The sequence below is a fragment of the Marinobacter sp. R17 genome, assembly GCF_003789045.1.
Taxonomy (GTDB): Bacteria; Pseudomonadota; Gammaproteobacteria; order Pseudomonadales; family Oleiphilaceae; genus Marinobacter_A; species Marinobacter_A mangrovi.
On sequence record NZ_RHGZ01000016.1, the window covers coordinates 61,424 to 80,698 of the forward strand.

The 19,275-nt window shown below is 62.7% G+C and carries 15 protein-coding genes; 9 read left to right on the plus strand and 6 right to left on the minus strand.

Going from position 1 to position 19,275, the window contains the following annotated elements; genetic code table 11:
- Nucleotides 1–9: 9 nt before the first annotated feature.
- From dut to argB, 3 genes are all read left to right on the plus strand, one after another.
- Nucleotides 10–471, plus strand: a complete 462-nt coding sequence (gene dut / locus EB809_RS12655) for a dUTP diphosphatase (RefSeq protein ID WP_123635184.1) — start codon at nucleotides 10–12, stop codon at nucleotides 469–471.
- A gap of 80 nt (nucleotides 472–551) precedes the next feature.
- Nucleotides 552–3,194: a phosphomannomutase/phosphoglucomutase gene (locus EB809_RS21250; protein WP_123635185.1), complete on the plus strand. Its 2,643-nt coding sequence runs from the start codon at nucleotides 552–554 to the stop codon at nucleotides 3,192–3,194.
- A 124-nt stretch (nucleotides 3,195–3,318) separates the two neighbouring features.
- Nucleotides 3,319–4,215, plus strand: a complete 897-nt coding sequence (argB, locus tag EB809_RS12665) for an acetylglutamate kinase (protein WP_123635186.1) — start codon at nucleotides 3,319–3,321, stop codon at nucleotides 4,213–4,215.
- Between the two features lie 8 nt (nucleotides 4,216–4,223).
- Here argB and EB809_RS12670 read toward each other — a convergent pair whose 3' ends face one another.
- Nucleotides 4,224–4,661: a PilZ domain-containing protein gene (locus EB809_RS12670; RefSeq protein WP_123635187.1), complete on the minus strand. Its 438-nt coding sequence runs from the start codon at nucleotides 4,659–4,661 to the stop codon at nucleotides 4,224–4,226.
- Between the two features lie 160 nt (nucleotides 4,662–4,821).
- Here EB809_RS12670 and EB809_RS12675 point away from each other — a divergent pair, with 160 nt between their 5' ends.
- Genes EB809_RS12675 through argA form a run of 3 tightly spaced genes read left to right on the plus strand, consistent with a single transcriptional unit; the run spans nucleotide 4,822 to nucleotide 8,700 of the window.
- Complete coding sequence (locus tag EB809_RS12675) at nucleotides 4,822–6,201, plus strand: acetylornithine deacetylase (RefSeq protein WP_123635188.1); 1,380 nt, start codon at nucleotides 4,822–4,824, stop codon at nucleotides 6,199–6,201.
- On the plus strand, nucleotides 6,176–7,360 hold the full coding sequence (gene argE / locus EB809_RS12680; RefSeq protein ID WP_123635189.1) for an acetylornithine deacetylase: 1,185 nt from the start codon (nucleotides 6,176–6,178) through the stop codon (nucleotides 7,358–7,360). The genes EB809_RS12675 and argE overlap by 26 nt, the downstream gene beginning before the upstream one ends.
- Before the next feature lie 32 nt (nucleotides 7,361–7,392).
- The gene (argA, locus tag EB809_RS12685) at nucleotides 7,393–8,700 is read left to right on the plus strand and encodes an amino-acid N-acetyltransferase (RefSeq protein ID WP_123635190.1); all 1,308 of its coding nucleotides are present in this window, start codon (nucleotides 7,393–7,395) and stop codon (nucleotides 8,698–8,700) included.
- Here argA and EB809_RS12690 read toward each other — a convergent pair.
- Complete coding sequence (locus EB809_RS12690; protein ID WP_123635191.1) at nucleotides 8,697–9,797, minus strand: aminopeptidase; 1,101 nt, start codon at nucleotides 9,795–9,797, stop codon at nucleotides 8,697–8,699. The genes argA and EB809_RS12690 overlap by 4 nt on opposite strands.
- A gap of 207 nt (nucleotides 9,798–10,004) precedes the next feature.
- On the opposite strand from EB809_RS12690, the gene EB809_RS12695 reads away from it, so the two are divergent.
- Both EB809_RS12695 and EB809_RS12700 read left to right on the plus strand, forming a co-directional pair.
- Entirely contained in the window at nucleotides 10,005–13,766 is a 3,762-nt protein-coding gene (locus EB809_RS12695) for a DUF1631 family protein (RefSeq protein WP_123635192.1), read from the plus strand.
- A gap of 153 nt (nucleotides 13,767–13,919) precedes the next feature.
- Nucleotides 13,920–14,786, plus strand: a complete 867-nt coding sequence (locus EB809_RS12700; protein WP_123635193.1) for a phosphoribulokinase — start codon at nucleotides 13,920–13,922, stop codon at nucleotides 14,784–14,786.
- A gap of 267 nt (nucleotides 14,787–15,053) precedes the next feature.
- Here EB809_RS12700 and EB809_RS12705 read toward each other — a convergent pair whose 3' ends face one another.
- The 4 genes from EB809_RS12705 to EB809_RS12720 form a co-directional block, all read right to left on the minus strand.
- Nucleotides 15,054–15,899, minus strand: a complete 846-nt coding sequence (locus EB809_RS12705; protein WP_123635194.1) for a pirin family protein — start codon at nucleotides 15,897–15,899, stop codon at nucleotides 15,054–15,056.
- 39 nt (nucleotides 15,900–15,938) lie between these two features.
- On the minus strand, nucleotides 15,939–16,541 hold the full coding sequence (locus EB809_RS12710) for an FMN-dependent NADH-azoreductase (protein ID WP_123635195.1): 603 nt from the start codon (nucleotides 16,539–16,541) through the stop codon (nucleotides 15,939–15,941).
- Between the two features lie 154 nt (nucleotides 16,542–16,695).
- Nucleotides 16,696–17,490, minus strand: a complete 795-nt coding sequence (gene speD, locus EB809_RS12715) for an adenosylmethionine decarboxylase (RefSeq protein WP_123635196.1) — start codon at nucleotides 17,488–17,490, stop codon at nucleotides 16,696–16,698.
- Between the two features lie 282 nt (nucleotides 17,491–17,772).
- Nucleotides 17,773–18,195: an OsmC family protein gene (locus EB809_RS12720; RefSeq protein WP_123635197.1), complete on the minus strand. Its 423-nt coding sequence runs from the start codon at nucleotides 18,193–18,195 to the stop codon at nucleotides 17,773–17,775.
- Between the two features lie 324 nt (nucleotides 18,196–18,519).
- On the opposite strand from EB809_RS12720, the gene crp reads away from it, so the two are divergent.
- Nucleotides 18,520–19,161, plus strand: a complete 642-nt coding sequence (gene crp / locus EB809_RS12725) for a cAMP-activated global transcriptional regulator CRP (RefSeq protein WP_004579976.1) — start codon at nucleotides 18,520–18,522, stop codon at nucleotides 19,159–19,161.
- Nucleotides 19,162–19,275: the final 114 nt, after the last annotated feature.

A 19,275-nucleotide genomic window follows, 5' to 3' on the forward strand; every position in this document is an offset into this window, starting at 1 on the left:
GTGTACTGCATGACCCGACAGACCTTCCAGGTTCGCATCCTCGACGAACGCATCGGCCGCGACATCCCGATGCCCACCTACGCCACCGAAGGCTCTGCCGGCCTGGATCTGCGGGCCTGCCTGGACGATCCGCTGACTCTTGAGCCGGGCGACACGACGTTGCTGAAGACCGGCCTGGCGCTGCACATCGGTGATCCGTCCCTGGCGGCGATGATCCTGCCGCGCTCTGGATTGGGGCACAAACACGGCATCGTACTGGGTAACCTGGTGGGTCTGATCGATTCCGATTACCAGGGCGAACTGATGGTCTCCTGCTGGAACCGTGGCCAGACCTCCTTCACCATCGAACCCGGCGAGCGGGTGGCCCAGTTGGTGCTGGTGCCGGTGGTCCAGGGCGACTTCGAAATCGTGGACGATTTTGATGCCAGCCATCGCGGGGACGGTGGATTCGGGTCGACCGGAACGGCATAGAAGGTGCGGTTGCCGAAGCAGGTGGCGACCAGCGATCTATACTGGCTACATCAGGATTCAAGAAGAACAATGGGATAACTATGAAGCTTGGCAAAAAGAAGACAGCAGACGCCGAGAACGAGGCAGCGCAGCCAAAAGGAAAAAGCAAGAAAGACAAGGCCCCCAAAGCAGGTAAGGGGCCCAACCTGAAGGGGCTGGCGAGTGTCGCCGGCCAGCAGGCGGCCATCGTCCTGCTGGCGGGGATTGCCGCCGCTGCACTCCTGTATTATCTGGTCCTCATGCCGGCCCAGTCGGAGCGCCACACGCTGCGCGCCGAACACGCGGCCGACATCGCCAAGACGCGCATCGACCAGCGCCTGGCCCTGCTGGAACAGGTGGTCATGGGCTACTCGCGCCAGGGGCATGTGCGCCAGGCACTGGAAGGCAACGCTGATAGGTCGCAGGTGCTGGGGGATCTGAAGCAGATGCTGCCCGGAACCCAGGCGGCGTTCCTGTTTCCTTACGGCGAGATCAACCGCCAGCCCGGTCAGGGCTTCGAGTTGAGCTTCGTCAACCTGGATCTGGCCAAGCAGGCGGAATCCGGGCGCAAGGTGCATCCGGATGCCTTCCCACGGGACGGCAAGTGGTATATCCAGTTTGCCGCGCCGGTCACCGATCCCGGCAGCCAGGCGGTCAAGGGCACCCTGCTGGTGGTGTTCGATCCGTCTGTCATTACACCGACGCTGGCTGCGAGCGATGCCGAACTGGGAGGCCAACTGGCGCTGGTCCAGAGCGTCTCCGGCAGCAGCAAGACGGTGGCCGCCAGTGGCAGTGGCGGCGGACAGGCGATCAGCCGCACGCTGTCCTCTCCCAACTGGTCAGTGGAATTCAAGCCCCAGCGCGACCTGAATCCGCTGGTGGATCCGATCCTGTCGCTGATTGTGGTGGTGGTGCCGTCCGTGATTGCCATGATCCTGGTGTGGGTGCTACTGGGGCAGGCCCGTTCTGATCTGCGGCGTGATGCGGCCGGCCTGATCCAGTGGGCTCACAAGGCCTTCGCCGGCGAGCGAATCAAGGCGCCGACCTACAAGTGGGATCTGGTGGCCTCGATCGGTGAAGTGCTGGGCCGTCTGGCGCAGGCGGTGGACAAGCGGATTGCCAAGGCCGAGGACTCCGCCAAACAGGCGGCACGTAAATCCGCGCCGGCGTCGGGACCGGCCGCCAAGGCCAAGGGCAGCGATGAGCCGCTGTTCGAGGAAAACGACATGCTCGACATCGACATGCTCGACAGCGACGAGGACGTTCTCGGCCTGGGCGGCGGCAGCGACGGCGAGGATCCGTTTGCGGTGGAGGAGACTCCGGCGGTCTCGGTCGAGATTTCGCCCTCCATTTTCCGCGCCTATGACATCCGCGGCATCGTTGGTGAAACCCTCGACGGCCAGGTGGTGCATGAAATTGGCCGGGCTATCGGCAGCGAGGCGCAGAGCCGCCAGGTGACCGACATCTGCATCGGCTACGACGGCCGCCATTCCAGCCCGGAGCTGGCGGATGCGCTGGCCCGCGGCATCATGAGCACCGGCTGTAACGTGATCAATATCGGCGCCGTGCCGACCCCGGTGCTGTATTTCGCCACCCACGAGCTGGGTACCGGTTCCGGCGTGATGGTGACCGGCAGCCACAACCCGGCCAACTACAACGGCCTGAAGATGATGCTGGCGCAGGACACCCTGTCCGGCGACGACATCCAGAAGCTGTTTACCCGCATCCAGACCGGCGACCTGGTCCAGGGTCAGGGCCAGTATTCCGAGCAGGACGTACGCCGACCTTACCTGGATCGCATCGTCGGTGATATTGCCGTGGCAGCACCGTTGCGGGTGGTGCTGGACGCCGGCAACGGCATCGCCGGGGAACTGGCGCCGATCCTGGTGGAAGAGCTGGGTTGTGACGTCATTCCGATGTTCTGCGAAGTGGACGGCAACTTCCCCAACCACCATCCGGACCCGGGCAAGCCCGAGAACCTGCAAAGCCTGATCGAGAAAGTGACGTCCGAGAAGGCGGATATCGGTCTGGCCTTTGACGGCGATGGCGATCGTCTTGGCGTGGTGACCAACACCGGCAAGGTGATCTGGCCGGATCGCCTGCTGATGCTGTTTGCCCGGGACGTGGTCTCGCGCAACCCCGGCTCGGACATCCTCTACGACGTGAAATGCACGCGCCGGCTGGCTTCGGTGATCAATGAAGCGGGCGGCCGGCCGATCATGTGGAAAACCGGCCACTCCCTGATGAAAGCCAAGATGAAAGAGACCGGTGCCCTGCTGGCCGGGGAAATGTCCGGTCATATCTTTTTCAAGGAGCGCTGGCTGGGCTTTGACGACGGCCTCTATGCAGCGGCCCGGCTGCTGGAAATCCTGGGCGTGGAAGATCGGGACAGCGATGACGTCTTTGCCGAATTCCCCGAGGACATCAGCACGCCGGAACTGAACGTCACCGTCACCGACGAGAACAAGTTCGCCATTGTGGACAAGCTCAGCGCCGAGGGGGATTTCGGCGACGGCAGCGTGTCCAACATCGACGGTGTACGGGTCGATTACCCGGATGGCTGGGGCCTGTGCCGGGCCTCCAACACCACACCGGTACTGGTGCTGCGCTTCGAAGCGGAGTCGGACGAGGCGCTGGAGCGCATCAAGACCGTTTTCCGCGAGCAGTTGCTGAAGGTCGCGCCGGACGTGGTTCCCGAGTTCTGACCGCGTACCCGGCTGCGGACCATTGCGTCGCCGCAGCCGGGGTTTACAATAGTGCCCTACAAACCCTGTGACGCTGGCCGTTAGGCGCCGGCGCATTTCCCGCAGCGCAATAAGGTTGAATTCCATGGCATTGGATCGTGATACCGCAATGCAGGTGGCCTCGGTACTGAGCAAGGGCCTGCCTTACATCCAGCGTTTTACCGGCAAGACCGTGGTGGTCAAGTACGGTGGTAATGCCATGGAGAACGAAGACCTGAAAAGCAGCTTCGCCCGGGACATGGTGTTGATGAAGACCGTCGGCATTAACCCGATCGTGGTCCACGGCGGCGGCCCGCAAATTGGCGACCTGCTGGAACGGCTCAACATCAACTCCCGTTTCGTCAACGGCATGCGCGTCACCGACAGCGAAACCATGGACGTGGTGGAAATGGTGCTGGGTGGTCAGGTCAACAAGCAGATCGTGTCGCTGATCAACCAGCACGGCGGCACCGCCATCGGCCTGACCGGTAAGGACGCCAGCCTGATCCGGGCGCGCAAGCTGGAAGTGGTCGACCGGTCGCCGGAAGTGACCCGCACCGAAATCATCGACATCGGCCATGTGGGCGAGGTGGAGGCGGTCAACACCGAGGTGATCAACCTGCTGACCCGCAGCAACGTGATTCCGGTCATCGCGCCGATCGGCGTCGGCCGTGACGGCACCTCCTACAACATCAACGCCGATCTGGTGGCTGGCAAGGTGGCCGAGGCGCTGGATGCGGAGAAGCTGATCCTGCTGACCAACGTGTCCGGCCTGAAGAGCAAGGAAGGCAAGGTGCTCACCGGCCTCAAGGCCAAGCAGGTCAATGACCTGATCGAGGACGGTACCATCCAAGGCGGCATGCTGCCCAAGATTCGCTGCGCCCTGAGTGCGGTGGAGAACGGCGTGGCATCGTCCCATATCATCGATGGCCGGGTGGCCCATGCCACGCTGCTGGAAATCTTTACCGATGAGGGCGTGGGGACACTGATTTCCCGCAACTGATCGGTCGGCTATTCATCGGACCAGTCGCCCTGGGCAAACTGGTGCGCGTAGCGCTCGATCCATTCCCGCGCGGCCTGGTCAATGCTCAGGTCGCGTCCCTCCCGGGCCAGCATGTCCCGGCGGTACTGTTCAATCTGGCAGATCTGCTCGACCATCCGGACCTGATAGGCATCGCCGGGACTGTAGAAGGCGATGCCGACTTCGAAGCCGCCGTCCTTGGGTTCGCACCAGACCACCTGGCCGCGGACTTCCAGTGGGTTGGGGCAGCAGCGAATCACCAGGTCCACATCCTGGCCGGGGGAGTAGGGCACGGCGCAGGAAAACGACAGGCCACCCCGGCTGAGATTGCGGATCGCCCCGGCACAGACCGTCTGACTGGTGGGCGACACCTCCAGGGGAATGTCGGCCGGGTGCCGGATATAGGCGCGTTCGTGGTTGTGTATCATGGACGGCGTCCCGCCTGCAGTGGTGTCTGGTTGGCAAACCGGGCAGTGGCCGGACGAGGCGCCGGCCCCCGGTTTTTTGCGCGATGTCCTTGCCAAAGTATAGGACCTGCGACAGTCTGATGTCCTGTGTGTTCCTGGTTAGGCCCAAAGAGTCGTTGGCATGAAAAAGCTGTTGTTGTCCCTGGTTTGTCTTCTTCTACTGGCGTATATCGGCTTCAAGGGAGCGGCCTGGTACCAGGTGCACAGCCTGCTGGAACAGGCCCATGATGCGCTTGAGAAGCAGGGCGTACTCAAGTGGGGCCGGATTGGCTCAAGCCTGTCGGGCCACATCTCGGTCTATGACCTGGAATATCAACCCTTCCTGTTGAATCAGCCGCTGCGGGCGACCCGCGTGACCTTTTCGGCGGATGCCGTGCCGGAGCTGATGGATGCCCTCGGCGGAGGTCCGCTGCCCGGCCACTGGACCCTGCGCGCCGAAAACCTGCACCTGCAGCTGGCGTCTCCCCTGATCCGCGACTGGGCCGGCCCGGGCAATGCGGCCATCAACGCCGGTCTGATCAACATCCCCTGCGGAACCGGCGCATTGGGCTTGTCCACCCTGATGTCGATGGGGGTGAGCCAGGTGGCCGGCGATCTCAGGATTGAACAGGACAACATGCTGGACGACACCGGTGGCCTGAAGATCGATCTCCAGGCGGGCAAACTGGGCAGCGCCGAAATCCGGCTGCCGGGATTACGCCTGGACCGTACGCTGGACGAAGACGGCAACCTGCCGGGCTACAGTGGCCCGGTGGATGTGGAATTGCGCGACGGCGGATTTATGCGCCGCCTTGCCGCCTATTGCGCCCGGGCCGTGGATGTGGGGCCGGAAGACTGGGCCGAACAGGCCACGCGGGTGTTCAGTGAGCAGCTGCAGGTCACCGGGTACCAGCCCAGCGACCAGCTGCGGGCCCTCTACAAGGTCTGGTTGCGCGATGGCGGTGAGCTCAAGGCGACATTGGCCGCCGGCGAACCGCTGCTGGGTCTGCCCGAGCGCAACCGGCCTGCCGGCGACGGGGCGGTCGATCCGACGTTGGGCAGCTTTGATGTGTTTTACAACGGCGCCCGGGTGCCCGATCTGTTTGTCCGCTATTTGCAGCGTCCTCAGGCCCAGCCGGCGGTGCTCCCCCAGTCCGGGCGTTCCGACAACGAAGCCGCGACCGACGGCCCGGCGTTCCGGCCGGCCGATCCCAGGCAAGCGGCGCGCTGGCCGGACCGGCGCGTACGGGTGACCCTGAAAAGCGGCCGCGTGGTGGACGGTCGCCTGTCCAATGTGACCGATAAACGGCTTGAGGTCACGCGCACCGTGGATGGCGGCGAGGTTGCCTATCCACTGGCCCGATCAGCCATTACACTGTTCGAAGTATGGCGTCGTACGGGCGATGTCGGCATCGAGCCGGCGCCCGAGACCGAGGCGGCGTCCCCGCTCCAGGCGGCGATGCCAACGACCACCGATGATGCCGGGACCGAGCCCCATGACAGTGAGCAGCACCAGCCGTAACGCCAATATGCCGGGCATCCAGGAGATGCTGGAGCGCCTGATCTCGATCCCCTCGATCAGCAGCGCCTCGCCGGAATGGGATCACAGCAACGAAGCCGTGGTGAATACCCTGGCCGAGTGGCTGGAGCCGCTGGGTTTTGCGGTCGAGATCATGCCGGTGCCGGGCATGCCCGGTAAGTTCAACCTGATCGCCACACTCGGCAGTGGTCCGGGCGGACTGGTCTTGTCGGGCCACACCGATACCGTCCCGTTTGACGACCAACGCTGGCAGAGTGATCCGTTTAAACTGACCGAGCGGGATGACCGCTGGTACGGTCTGGGCACCTGCGACATGAAGGGGTTCTTCGCGCTGGTGATTGATGCCGTGCGAAAGCTGGCCGACCAGCCCTTGCGCCAACCCCTGATTGTGCTGGCCACCGCCGACGAGGAAAGTTCCATGAACGGCGCCCGGGCGCTGGCCGAGGCCGGTCGGCCCAAGGGGCGATACGCGGTCATCGGCGAGCCCACGGGATTGAAACCGGTGCGCATGCACAAAGGCATCATGATGGAACGGCTGGTGTTCGAAGGGCAGTCCGGCCACTCCTCGGATCCCTCGCTGGGCCGCAACGCGATGGAAGGCATGCACGCCGCCATCAGTCAATTGCTGGCGCTGCGTAGCGATTGGCAGGCCCGCTACCAGAACCCCAACTTCAAGGTGCAAGTGCCCACCCTGAATCTGGGCTGTATCCATGGCGGCGATAATCCAAACCGGATTTGCGCCAACTGTGAACTGCATTTCGATCTGCGGCCACTGCCGGGGATGGATATGGATACCCTGCGCCAGGCCATCCTGGATCAGGTCGAACCAGAGGCTCGCAGCCGCGAGCTGGGCCTGCGCTTCGAGCCCTTGTTCGATGGCGTGCCGCCGTTCGAGACCTCGGCGGACGCCGAACTGGTTAAGGTCTGTGAACGGCTGACCGGCCACACCGCTGAAGCGGTGGCGTTTGCCACCGAAGCGCCGTGGCTGCAGAAGCTGGGCATGGAAACGCTGGTGATGGGACCGGGACACATCGACCAGGCGCACCAGCCCGATGAATACCTGGACCTCTCGCAGGTAAAGCCGGCCGTGGATATCCTCAGCCGTCTGATCCAGCATTTCTGTCTGGACGACCATCAATAACCCGATCATGAACCCCAAGGGAGACAACGCGTTTGAAATCGAATGACTGGCTGCACGGATTCCGCCATTCATCCCCCTACATCAATGCCCATCGGGGGCGAACCGTTGTCCTGACCCTGGGCGGGGAGGCGCTCGCCCACGAGAACCTGATCAACATCATCCACGACATCACCCTGCTGAGCAGTCTGGGCGTCAAGCTGGTGGTGACCTTTGGCGCCCGCCCGCAGATCCAGCAGCGCTTCGACCAGGCCGGCCTGGACTCCCGTTTCCACGATGGCCTGCGGGTGACCCCGGAAGATCAGTTGCCGCTGGTGATGGAAGCGGTCGGCGCCCTGCGTGCGCATCTGGAGAGCCGGCTGTCCATGGGGCTGATCAACTCGCCCATGCACGGGGCCCGCATCCGCGTGAGCAGTGGCAACCTGATCACGGCGCGGCCGGTGGGCGTGCTCAACGGCGTGGACTTCGGCTATACCGGCCGGGTGCGGCGGGTCGATGTGGAAGGCATTGAAACCCTGCTGCGGCTGGGCCATATCGTGCTGTTGCCGCCGCTGGGGTATTCGCCCACCGGCGATATTTTCAACCTGTCCTACGAGGACGTGGCCAGCCAGGTGGCCTCGGCCTTGAAAGCCGAGAAGCTGATCATCTTCACCGGTGAGGACGGCGTGCTCGACGAGTCCGGCCAGCTGATTCGCGAACTGACCGTGCGCCAGGCCCGGGAACGGCTGGCGGACGGCGATCTGGAAGGTCATGCCGCGGACCTGTTGCGGGCCGCCTGTGAGGCCTGCGTGCGCGGTGTGCGGCGCAGCCAGATCATCAGCTACACCCGCGATGGCGCCGTACTGCAGGAACTGTTCACCCGGGACGGTTCCGGCACACTGGTCAGCGACGACAACTACGAGCAGATCCGCAGTGCCCGGGTGGAAGACATCGGCGGCATTCTCGAACTGATCCAGCCGCTGGAAGAGCAGGGTATCCTGGTGCGGCGCTCACGAGAGCTGCTGGAGACCGAAGTGGACCGTTACACGGTGGTGGAACGGGACGGCACCATCGTCGGCTGCGCGGCGCTCTACGAGTATCCGGCGGAGAAGTCGGGCGAGCTGTCCTGCTTTGCCGTCGATCCGTCCTACCGCCGGGCCGGCCGGGGTGACGACATTCTCGTCGTGGTCGAGCGCAATGCGCGCAGCCGGGGCCTGGAGCGTCTGTTCGTGCTCACCACGCAGACCGAACACTGGTTCCGTGAGCGTGGTTTCGAACCCACCAGCGTGCAATCGCTGCCAGGGCCCAAGCTGGCCAGCTACAACACCCAGCGGAACTCCAAGGTGTTCGTCAAACGGCTCTAGTGGCTGGTTTGATCGGCCTCTGAATCCGCCACCACAGGCTGCCAGCGCTGATCCAGGGCGTCGAGCTGTTCCCGACGGGACGCCCTGGATGCCTCGGCCAGCGTCTCGACCCGCTGATAGAACGTCGGAAAGTGTCCGCCACTGTCTGCCAGTAGCTGTCGGAAGGCGGGCACGTCACTGTTGTACTGCCGGAACAGTCCCAGGACCGCATTGTTGACGTGGGCCATGACGCCGCCCAGCGGCCCGGGTTCCGGCCAGGTGGCCTCAAGCCGGCGATAGGCGGCTTTCAGTTCCTCCAGTACGGCGGCCTTGCGTGCTCGCATGGCATCCTCGGTCATCTCGTCTTGCCGGGCGTACAACGCTTTCAGGTGGCTGGCCGTGTCCTCGATCAGCGCCAGCGTCTGGGCGCGCCGCTCCAGTCGGGCCTGGGCTTCCTGGTATTTTTCCGGCTGGCCGGTGGCCTGCAGCCAGCGCTTGAGTCCCTCCAGTTCCACCGCCGTGGCGAAGCTTTCGTTAAAGCGGGTGTCGTCGGAAACATAGACCAGCTTGTGGGCCAGCTCGTGGAACATCAGCTCCACCATCCGATCATCCGGCAGGCGGGTCATGCCCGAGTGGATGGGGTCGTCAAACCAGCCCAGGGTGGAGTAGGCGGTCACCCCGCCAATGAACGTGTCGTTTCCCTGTTCGGCGTAGGGTTTGCGGGCGGCCCGGGCGTCGTCCAGGTGGAAGTAGCCGCGATAGGACTGGCAGCCGATGAAAGGGTAGCACCAGGTATGGGGATCCAGAGAAAATTCCGGCGCCACCATGAGGTTATATACGACGTAGGGTTGATCCAGGGCAACGTAATCAGAGAAGGTGTTGCCTACGGGCAAGGCCAGATCATCCCGGGCAAAGTCGCGGGCCTGCAGCGCCAACGTCAGTTTGTGTCGCAGGGCGGGGGGAGTTTGTGGATCGTCCAGGACCTCGTCGATGGGTTGGCGCTGCCAGAGCAGGGACAGCTGGCCGCTGGCGGCCTGCTGGTAATAAGCGATGGAGTTACAGCCGGATAGGCCAAAGATCAGTAGCAGTAATAGATAGATCTGGCTAAGCTTCCCCATGATGGATCCTGTCCGTAATGAGCGACCGAACCGGAAATAGCGCCGGTTTGTAAAAGCTTGTCAATGTGAGCGGCAGGCCACTGTCCAGACACTATAATGGATCATGGGTCGATTGCTTCATGATGTGAAGCATGTCACGGCAGGCGGAGTACCCTGCTCGGGCAATCCGGACGCCCTCTGCTTCTACTATTGCATCTTAGGGATTTGATGGAACGACGCGCCAGTCCTCGCCGACCGATCAAGCTTGCCGCGCAACTCCAGGCCACTGCGGAACAGACGTGGCCCTGTCAGATTGCGGATTTTTGCGCGGAAGGCCTGTTCATCCGGTTCTCCGCCGATACGGATCGCCGGGTCCGACGAGTCTTGTCCGAGCAGCAGCCCGACGAGCTGGTTGTTCGTTTCCGGGGCGCCGACGGGCGCAGTACCCATGTCCTTCACGTGCGTGTTGCGCGCCTCATCGAGGGCGCGATTGGCGTGTCCTTTACCCGCTCCAACCCGGATGCGGTCAATGCGATGCTCACCCAGTGCAGCGCCCACCGTGAACAGGAGCGTGCCCACCTCAAGCCACCCAGCGAGCGGGTGCAGTTTGTCCTTCATCAGTGCGCCAAGTCGGTGGTCCATCATATCGAGCCGTTGATGGCAGAATGCCTGCCGCGGATGGTCAGTGCGCTGAAGGAAGCGGCCCAGCAGGCAGGCTCCGATCAGCAGGCCAACGAACTGATGGATGCCGCCGGCCAGTTGGGATCGCGCCAGCGCGCGGTCTGGCACCAGATGATGCTGGCCCTGGAGTCGCCGCTCAAGCCGGAACGCCAGGGCGTGCCGGGCTCGGAACTGTCGCTGGTCGATAAGGGGGAATTCGAGGACTGGCTGACCATCAAGGTGATGGTCACCAAGGCCGATACGATGTACCGGGGCGATCTACTGCAACTGCGCATGCGACTGGACAAGCTGAACGTGTCCAACGCCACCGGTCACCATAATCCGCTGGGGCCGTCGCTGGTCTGTGAAGCCTTCCACGGCAGCCTGCAACACCTGAAGGTCAGTCGCGAGGTGGAAAAGGTGTGCCTGCGGGTCTTCGAACAGGTGGTGCTCAAAGCACTGGGACCGCTGTATCAGGAACTGAACCAGATCCTGATCCGGCATGGCATCCTGCCGGACCTCGACCTGACCAAATACCTCAGTGATCGGGCACCTCGCCAGGAGGAGCCCAAGCCGGCGCCCAAGCCAAAACCGGTGCCTGAGCCTGAGCCCAAAGCCGGCACCACGCCCGCGAAAAAGACAGACGCGCCCACCGGAGCCGAGAAAAGCCGTGCCCGAGGGGGGAGGGACAGCTTCCGGAACTATTCCCTCAGTGCCCAGAATGCCTTCGCCACCGTCCGCAACCTGCTGGCCACCCTGAGTGCCAGCCGTCTGGAGCGGGGTGATTCCCAACCGCTGCCTTTCCCGGTCAATGCCCGGCCTCTGTCCGCCGGCGAGTTCCAGCGTGAGCTGCAGAGTCTGCAGCGGATCCAGGCTGACACGCCGGATGCCGAACCCGCTGAATCCCTGCGCGAACGGGTGGTCGAGAAGGTCAGGGCCGGTGGTGACGTGGGGCTTGACGAAGAACAGCAGGAATCGCTGGATGTGGTGGACCAGTTCTTCCGCAGCGTGGTCGACAGCCCGCGCCTGAACGACTCGGCACGGCACCACCTGCGCCAGCTCGAAGTGCCCGTGCTCAAGGTGGTGCTGCGGGATCGTGCCTTCTTCGATGATCATAACAGTCCGGTGCGGGGCGTGATGAACCGCCTGGCCCAGCTCGGCGTGAAAGGGGGGCGTCTCAATCCCGTGGTCCAGCGCCGGGTGGATGAGATGATCCAGCGCATTGTCAGCGAGTTCGAGCAGGACACCCGGGTGTTCGAGACCGTTCAGGGCGACCTCGACAACCTGATCGAACGCCAGAACCTGGTCTACCGGCGCAACGTGGAGCGGGTCACCGCGGCCGCCGAAGGGGCCCAGAAGGTGTCCGAAGCCAAGCGCGCGGTGAGTGAGTTGCTGGATCAGCGTCTCGGCGGCAAGCGGATACCCAAGGCGGTGGTCAGCATGCTTAATGGCGGCTGGCGCGATCTGCTGTCGCTGACGTGGATTCGCCAGGGTCCGGACAGCCAGCTGTGGCAGGATTACCTGTCGGTGCTCGATTCCCTGCTGGCCTACGGCGAAGACCCCGAAGCCAACGTCAACCTGCCGGAACTGCTGCGGGTGATTCAGGATGGGTTGGCGTCCATCTCCAGCAACCACATGCCCTCGGCCCAGATTCGGGACGAGCTGAAAGCCTTCCTGGTCAAGCGTGGCCCGGAATCGTCGGAATGGGTGGACTTCCCCAAAGCGGAAAGCCCGGAGCCGGCACCCGAAGACAAGGCCAGCGAACGCCAGAAACGCAGCCTGCAACGCTGGATCGGCCGGGCTCAACGCCTGCAGACCGGCGAGTGGCTGCGCAACCAGGAGAATCCGAAGGAGCCATTCTACGTACGCCTGGTCTGGGTAGCGCGGGAGTTCAGTCGCTTCGTGTTCGTCAATCACCAGGGGATGCGGGTCGTCGAGCTGGAGCTGGAACCCTTGGCGCGTCAGCTCCAGCAGGGCATCCTGGTGCCGGACAGCCAGTACGAACGGCCGCTGGTGGACGAAAGCATCGATCGTATGGTGAAGCAGGTATACGACCAGCTGTCCTGGGTCTCCACCCACGACGAGCTCACCGGCCTGCTGGCCCGTCGGGAATTCGAACGTATCCTGGAACAGCATTTGTCCCGGTCCACGGAATCGCCGCTGGCCCTGGTGGAAATCGATCTGCGTCAGTTCCGGCTGTTGAACGACACCGCCGGCTACAAGCGTGGCGACGACACCCTGGCGCGGGTGGCCGAATGCCTGCGCCGGCACGTGGCGGAGGATCAGCCGCTGGCCCGCCTGGGCGGTAACGAGTTTGCGTTTCTCTGTACGGAAGATCAGGCCGAGGGCCTGGCCCGGGGCATGATCGAAGACGTCGAGGCGCTGGACCTGAGTTTTGACGACCGACGCTATCGCATCAGCGCCTGTGCCGGGATTGTGCCGGTATTGCCGGCGCTGGTCACCGCCGAGCGCTGGTTGCGGGCGGCGGACGAGGCGACCAAGGAGGCCAAGCGGCAGGGCAACGGCAAGATCGCCACCTACCGGCTGGATTCGGAGGTGCAGTCGCAGCAGGAACAGATCGCTGCCCGCATTGCCGGGCTGGGTAACCTGGACGACGAACAGGTGCTGCTGCGTTGCCAGAAGATCATCCCGCTGCATCCCGAAGCGCGCATGCCAACCCAATACGAAATCCTGATCAGCATGTACGACGATACGGGGAAGCTGATCACGGCGGCCGAGTTCGTGCGCATGGCGGAACGCTACAACCGGATGCAGGCGGTGGACCGCTGGGTGGTCGGGCACATGCTGGACGCCCTGCGGGACAGGCATTCCGGCGCCGACAAGCTGGGCGGTGTGTGCATCAACCTGTCCGGCTATTCGCTCAACGACGAATCGTTGCTGGAATTCATCTACGAGAAGCTGAGCGAAAAAGACGCGCCCATCGAGCGGTTCTGGTTCGAGATCACCGAGGCGGCGGCGATTCATAACCTGCAGGAAGTGGCGGATTTCATGGTCGAAATGAAGGAGCTGGGCTGTCGCTTCTGCCTGGGCAACTACGGCAGCGGTCCGACCTCCTACCAGTATATGCGCACCCTGCCACTCGACCTGATCAAACTCGACGGCGCCTTCACCCGCAACGTCACCCACAACGAGGCGGATCGGGCCATGGTCCGATCCATGGTGGATATGGCCCATTACATGGGGCGCGAAGTCATTGCCTCACAGGTGGAAGACCGGGATACCCTGGACGCCCTGCGTGGCCTGGGTGTGGATTACGCCCAAGGCTACATCATCGAGAAACCGCAGCTGCTGCATAACGTCCTGAGCTGACACAGCGCTTCATCCCCGCTATGCTGCCCACCTTGGGCATTGCCAAAACACGGCCGGCGCTGGTCGCCGGATCGCCATCGGCAAGGCCGCCATACCACAGACCTGCACAGGCCCGAGACGTCCTGCAGCTGCGCTGCCGGGACCACAGCGACTATGTCAAAACGTCATCCCATTATTGCCGTGACCGGTTCCTCCGGTGCCGGCACGACGACCACCGGCCGGATCTTCAGCCGCATCTTTGCCAGCGAGGGCATCCGGGCGGCCCGCGTCAGTGGCGACAGCTTCCACCGCTACACCCGGGACCAGATGACGGTGCTGGCGGAAAAGGGACGCTACGGCCAGCGTAACCACTTCTCCCTGGACGCCAACCACGTCGACCGCCTGGAAGGCCTGTTCTACGACTACAGCGTCAGTGGCAGCGGCCAGTTCCGGGAGTACGTGCACGACGAGGACCTGCACCTGATTCGCCAGGGGTATGAGCCCGGCACGTTCACCTCCTGGGCCCCCCTGCCGACGGACACCGACCTGCTGTTCTACGAAGGGCTGCACGGCGGGATCGTCAGTGAGCACTACAACCTGGCCCAGTATGTGGACCTGCTGATCGGCGTGGTCCCCATCGTCAACCTGGAGTGGATGCAGAAGATCTACCGGGACACCAACGAGCGCGGGTATTCCCAGGAAGCGGTGGTCAAGACCATCATCAACCGGATGGACGCCTACGTCACCGACATCGTGCCCCAGTTCTCCCACACCCATGTGAACTTCCAGCGGGTGCCGATGGTGGACACCTCCAACCCGTTCCTGGTGCGGGAAGTGCCGAATGACGACGAGAGCCTGATCGTCATCCGTTTTCGCGATCATCGGGACATCGATTTTCCGTATCTGCTGCAGATGATTCCCAACAGCCACATGTCGCGGCACGACACGCTGGTGATTCCGGGGACGAAGTTGCCGTTGGCGATGGATTTGATTGTGCGGCCGATGGTGTTGGAGCTGATGGCCCACAAGCAGTTTGCCTGAGGGGGGAGGAGCGTCTGAGGCAACGAAGGGCTGCGTTGTGCAGTGCTCACTCCTTCACCTACCAACTAGGTATGCCTCACTCGCTGCGCGCTGTACGCCTTGCCCTTCGTCGCCTCAGACGCTCCCCGAGCTCACGATAGGGCAACAGGCCAATGCGCCTCCTTACTTCTCGTTCCCTGAATTTCTATGACGCACAAAAAAAGCGCATAGGTCGAAAACCTATGCGCCAAGAGGGATCACGCAGGGTTCGTGATCGACCATGAGCGGTCAGGCGGTCAGGCGACCGTCCCGGTAGTCCTGCAGGGCCTGTTCGATCTCTTCCCGGGTGTTCATCACGAACGGTCCGTACTGCACGATCGGTTCACCAATAGGCTTGCCGGCGATGAGCAGCAGTTGCGCGCCGTTTGCGCCGGCGGTGACTGTGATGCGGTCGCCGTCACCGAGCACGTTGGCCGCGCTGCGCTGAAGGGCCGTCTCGCCCAGGCTGGCGTCGCCGTCGTACAGGTACAGCATGCCGTTATGGCCTTCAGGCACCGGCAACGTGACCTGACCGGCGGCATCCAGGTGGATGTCCGCGTAGATCGGCTGGGTACTGCGGTCCGCTACCGCGCCGCGATGGTGGTCACCGTCGATGGTCAACTCGCCCGCAATCAGCTTGATGCGGCCGCCGTCGAAGTTGATGTCCGGGATCTCCTCCGGCTGGATGTCACGGTAGCCGGCATCGGTCATCTTCTCCGCCGCGGGCAGGTTCAGCCACAGCTGGAAACCACGCATCACGCCTTCTTCCTGCTGGGGCATTTCCGAGTGAATGATGCCGCGACCGGCGGTCATCCACTGCACGCCGCCGTTGCGCAGGTCGCCCCGGTTGCCCAGGTGATCTTCATGGAGCATGTGCCCCTCGATCATGTAGGTCACGGTCTCGAAACCCCGGTGCGGATGCGACGGGAAGCCGGCGATGTAATCCGCGGCGTCGGCCGAGCCGAACTCGTCCAGCATCAGGAAGGGGTCGAGCCGTACCGAGGGATGCTGGCCCAGCGACCGCTTGATGCGCACGCCAGCCCCGTCGGATGTCTCGGCACCCGGAATAACCTGTCTGAGGGTACGTTCTGTCATGACTGACCTCCTTCCACGAAGGATAAGGGACTGCCTGGATCAGGCAGTCAGGGTTTCAATAGTACGCCCGGCTTCCTGCAGGGCACTCTCTTTCTTTTCGTCACCCATGTTCAGGCCCTCGGCGTAGACGAAATGCAGGTCGGTCAGACCCAGGAAGCCCAGGAACGAACGGATGTACGGCGTTTGCGAATCGTTCGGCGTGCCGGCATAGATACCGCCGCGAGCGGCCAGTACGTAAACCGGACGGTCTTCCAGCAGACCCACCGGGCCGTTTTCGGTATAGCGGAACGTCACTCCGGACCGGGCGATGTGGTCGAAGTAGGCCTTCAGGCCGGATGGGATACCGAAGTTGTACATCGGCACGCCCATGACGATGGCGTCCGCGTCCTTGATCTCCTGGATCAGGGAATCTGAATAATCCACCACCTGCTGCTGGTGGCCGTCGCGGTCGTCTGCGCCGGTTATGAAAGCACCGAAACGGGACGCGTCCAGGTGCGGAACCGGCTCGGCGGCCAGGTCGCGATAGGTGGTGCGAATCTCGCCGTGGGTCTCACGGAGCTGATCCAGCGTGTGTTTGACCAGTTGGGATGATTGTCCGTCCTGGCCAAAGATGCTTGCAGTAATGACAAGAATGTTTTTCATGTTCAATGCCTCCGGTGCGATGCAAAGGGTATGAGGCTATTGAACTGCGTGGGAGGAAAAGATGAAAACGGAGAATTCTGGAAGGTTTGTTCAGAATATTTGATGGAGGAGGTCGCGCGCCCCGAAGGGCGCGGCAGAACCGGTGTGGCGGCGCTTACTCCACGTTGCGGGAGTAGAAGATTTCCAGCATCTCCCGTTGCAGGCGTTCCGAGATGGATTGCGCTTCCTCGGGATCCAGGTCACTGGCGTTCACGCCGAACACATAGTTGTCCAGGTTGAACTCCTTGAGCTTCATCTTCGTGTGGAACAGGTTTTCCTGGTACACGTTGACGTCGATCATCTGGTAGGCGTTCTGCGTGTCTTCAGTCAGGTAGTTCTGGATCGAGTTGATGTCGTGGTCGATGTAGTGCTTTTTGCCGTTCACGTCACGGGTAAAGCCGCGCACGCGATAGTCCACGGTCACCACGTCGGAGTCGAAGCTGTGGATCAGGTAGTTCAGGACCTTCAATGGCGAGATCAGACCGCAGGTGGACACGTCGATATCCGCGCGGAAGGTGCTGATGCCCTCGTAAGGGTGGCTTTCCGGATAGGTGTGGACGGTCACGTGGCTCTTGTCCAGGTGCGCCACGATGGTATCCGGCAGCGGGCCCGGCGATTCCTCGTTGTCCGTTGGCGTGCCGTCACCCAGCTCGTGCTCGGCGATCAGCATGGTGACTGACGCGCCGTGCGGCTCGTAGTCCTGGCGGGCAATGTTGAGGATATTGGCGCCGATGATCTTGACCACATCCGACAGGATCTGGGTCAGGCGTTCGGCGTTGTACATCTCGTCGATGTAGTCGATGTACGCCTTGCGTTGCTCTTCGGTCCGCGCGTAACAGATGTCGTAGATGTTAAAGCTCAAAGACTTGGTCAGGTTATTGAAACCATGCAGCTCAAGTTTGGTTTCCATCACAGCCCCCCCGGTTAAGGAGATGAATGACAGCGGACACAAGCGCAACTGTGCCGCCAAGGCCGCCACCGGTGTCTGACCAGGATTGCTCACCTTTTGCGCAGACCGGCGGAGAGGGGGCGTATTATGCCTATCCGGTCTGTGGATGGATAGATCGTCCGCCCCCTTTTTTGTAGCGGTTTCCCGCAGTTCGTTCCCGGCCGGGATCCTGCCCGGCAACGGTCATCAAACGGCCAGGAAAACAGTGTAGTACCTCTGCTTCTGTTTCCCAGAGAAGGGCACTTAATCCGCGTCACGGATCTCGTAATCGTGGGTGATCTCGACGCCAGCTTTCTCCAGCATGATGGAGGCCGAGCAGTACTTCTCGGCGGACAGCGATACCGCACGTTTTACAAGATTTTCCTTCAGGTTACGGCCGGTCACGATAAAGTGAAGATGGATGCGCGTGAACACGGCCGGCACCGCATCGGCCCGTTCGGCCGACAGCTCGGCGTGGCAGTCGGTGACGTCCTGGCGGGACTTCTGCAGGATGCTCATGACGTCGAACGAAGAGCAGCCGCCCAGGCCCATCAGCAGCATTTCCATGGGGCGCGGGCCTTTGTCCTCGCCACCGTGATCCGGCGGGCCGTCAAGCTGGACGCTGTGACCGGTGCCACTGGTGGCGCGGAAGCTGGCACCGCCGGTCCAGTCGATGGTTGCTTTCATAGTTCGGTCTCCTGTGGATAAAGGCGCATGCTACCACAGCCGCGGGAACCGGCGCGCGATCGGGCATGACGGGCGCAAGTGGCGGAAAATCTGGACATTTGTTCTATACTCGGGAGGCAGCCCCCATCGGGCCAAGTTGCCGGGCTACAGCCTTCCTGTTATAAGTGGCTCGCCACTATCGGCATACCGGCCGGATCGTCAGAGCAACGACTCTGTACAGGGGAGATCCGGACACACCGGGCAACATAACAACGATCAGCCCACACGGACGCTGGGTTATTACAACAACACCGGGATTCGCCATTAAGGAGGCACAACAGCATTATGGCAACTATTCTCAGACCGGTTGAGCAGAAGACCAAACACCTCGACTACTTCCTGTCCCAATGCCACCGTCGTCGCTATCCGGCGAAAAGCACCATTATCTACGCCGGCGACAAGAGTGATTCGCTGTTCTACATCGTCAAGGGTTCCGTCACGGTCATCATCGAAGACGACGACGGCCGCGAGATGATCATGGCGTACCTCAACGCCGGGGATTTCTTCGGCGAGATGGGGCTGTTCGACAACATGGATTCGCGCAGTGCCTGGGTCAAGGCCAAGACCGAGTGCGAAGTGGCGGAGATCAGCTACACCAAATTCCGCGAGATCGCCCAGCAGGACCCGCGTGTGCTGTATTTCATCGGCGAGCAGATGGCCACGCGCCTGCGCCAGACCACCCGCAAGGTGGGCGACCTGGCGTTCCTCGACGTCACCGGCCGGGTCGCGCGCACGCTGCTGGACCTGTGCAAGGAGCCGGATGCCATGACCCATCCGGACGGCATGCAGATCAAGATCACCCGCCAGGAAATCGGCCGCATCGTCGGCTGCTCGCGGGAAATGGTCGGCCGGGTCCTCAAGACCCTGGAAGACCAGGGCCTGGTGCAGGTCAAAGGCAAGACCATGGTGGTGTACGGCACGCGGTAACGCCGCGCCGGCCCATGGTTTCGGAAAAACGGGCTGCGGCCCGTTTTTTTGTGGGCGATTGGGGGATCTGCGCTTTCTGGTGTCGTCCCGTAGGTTGGGCTGACGCAGGAAGCC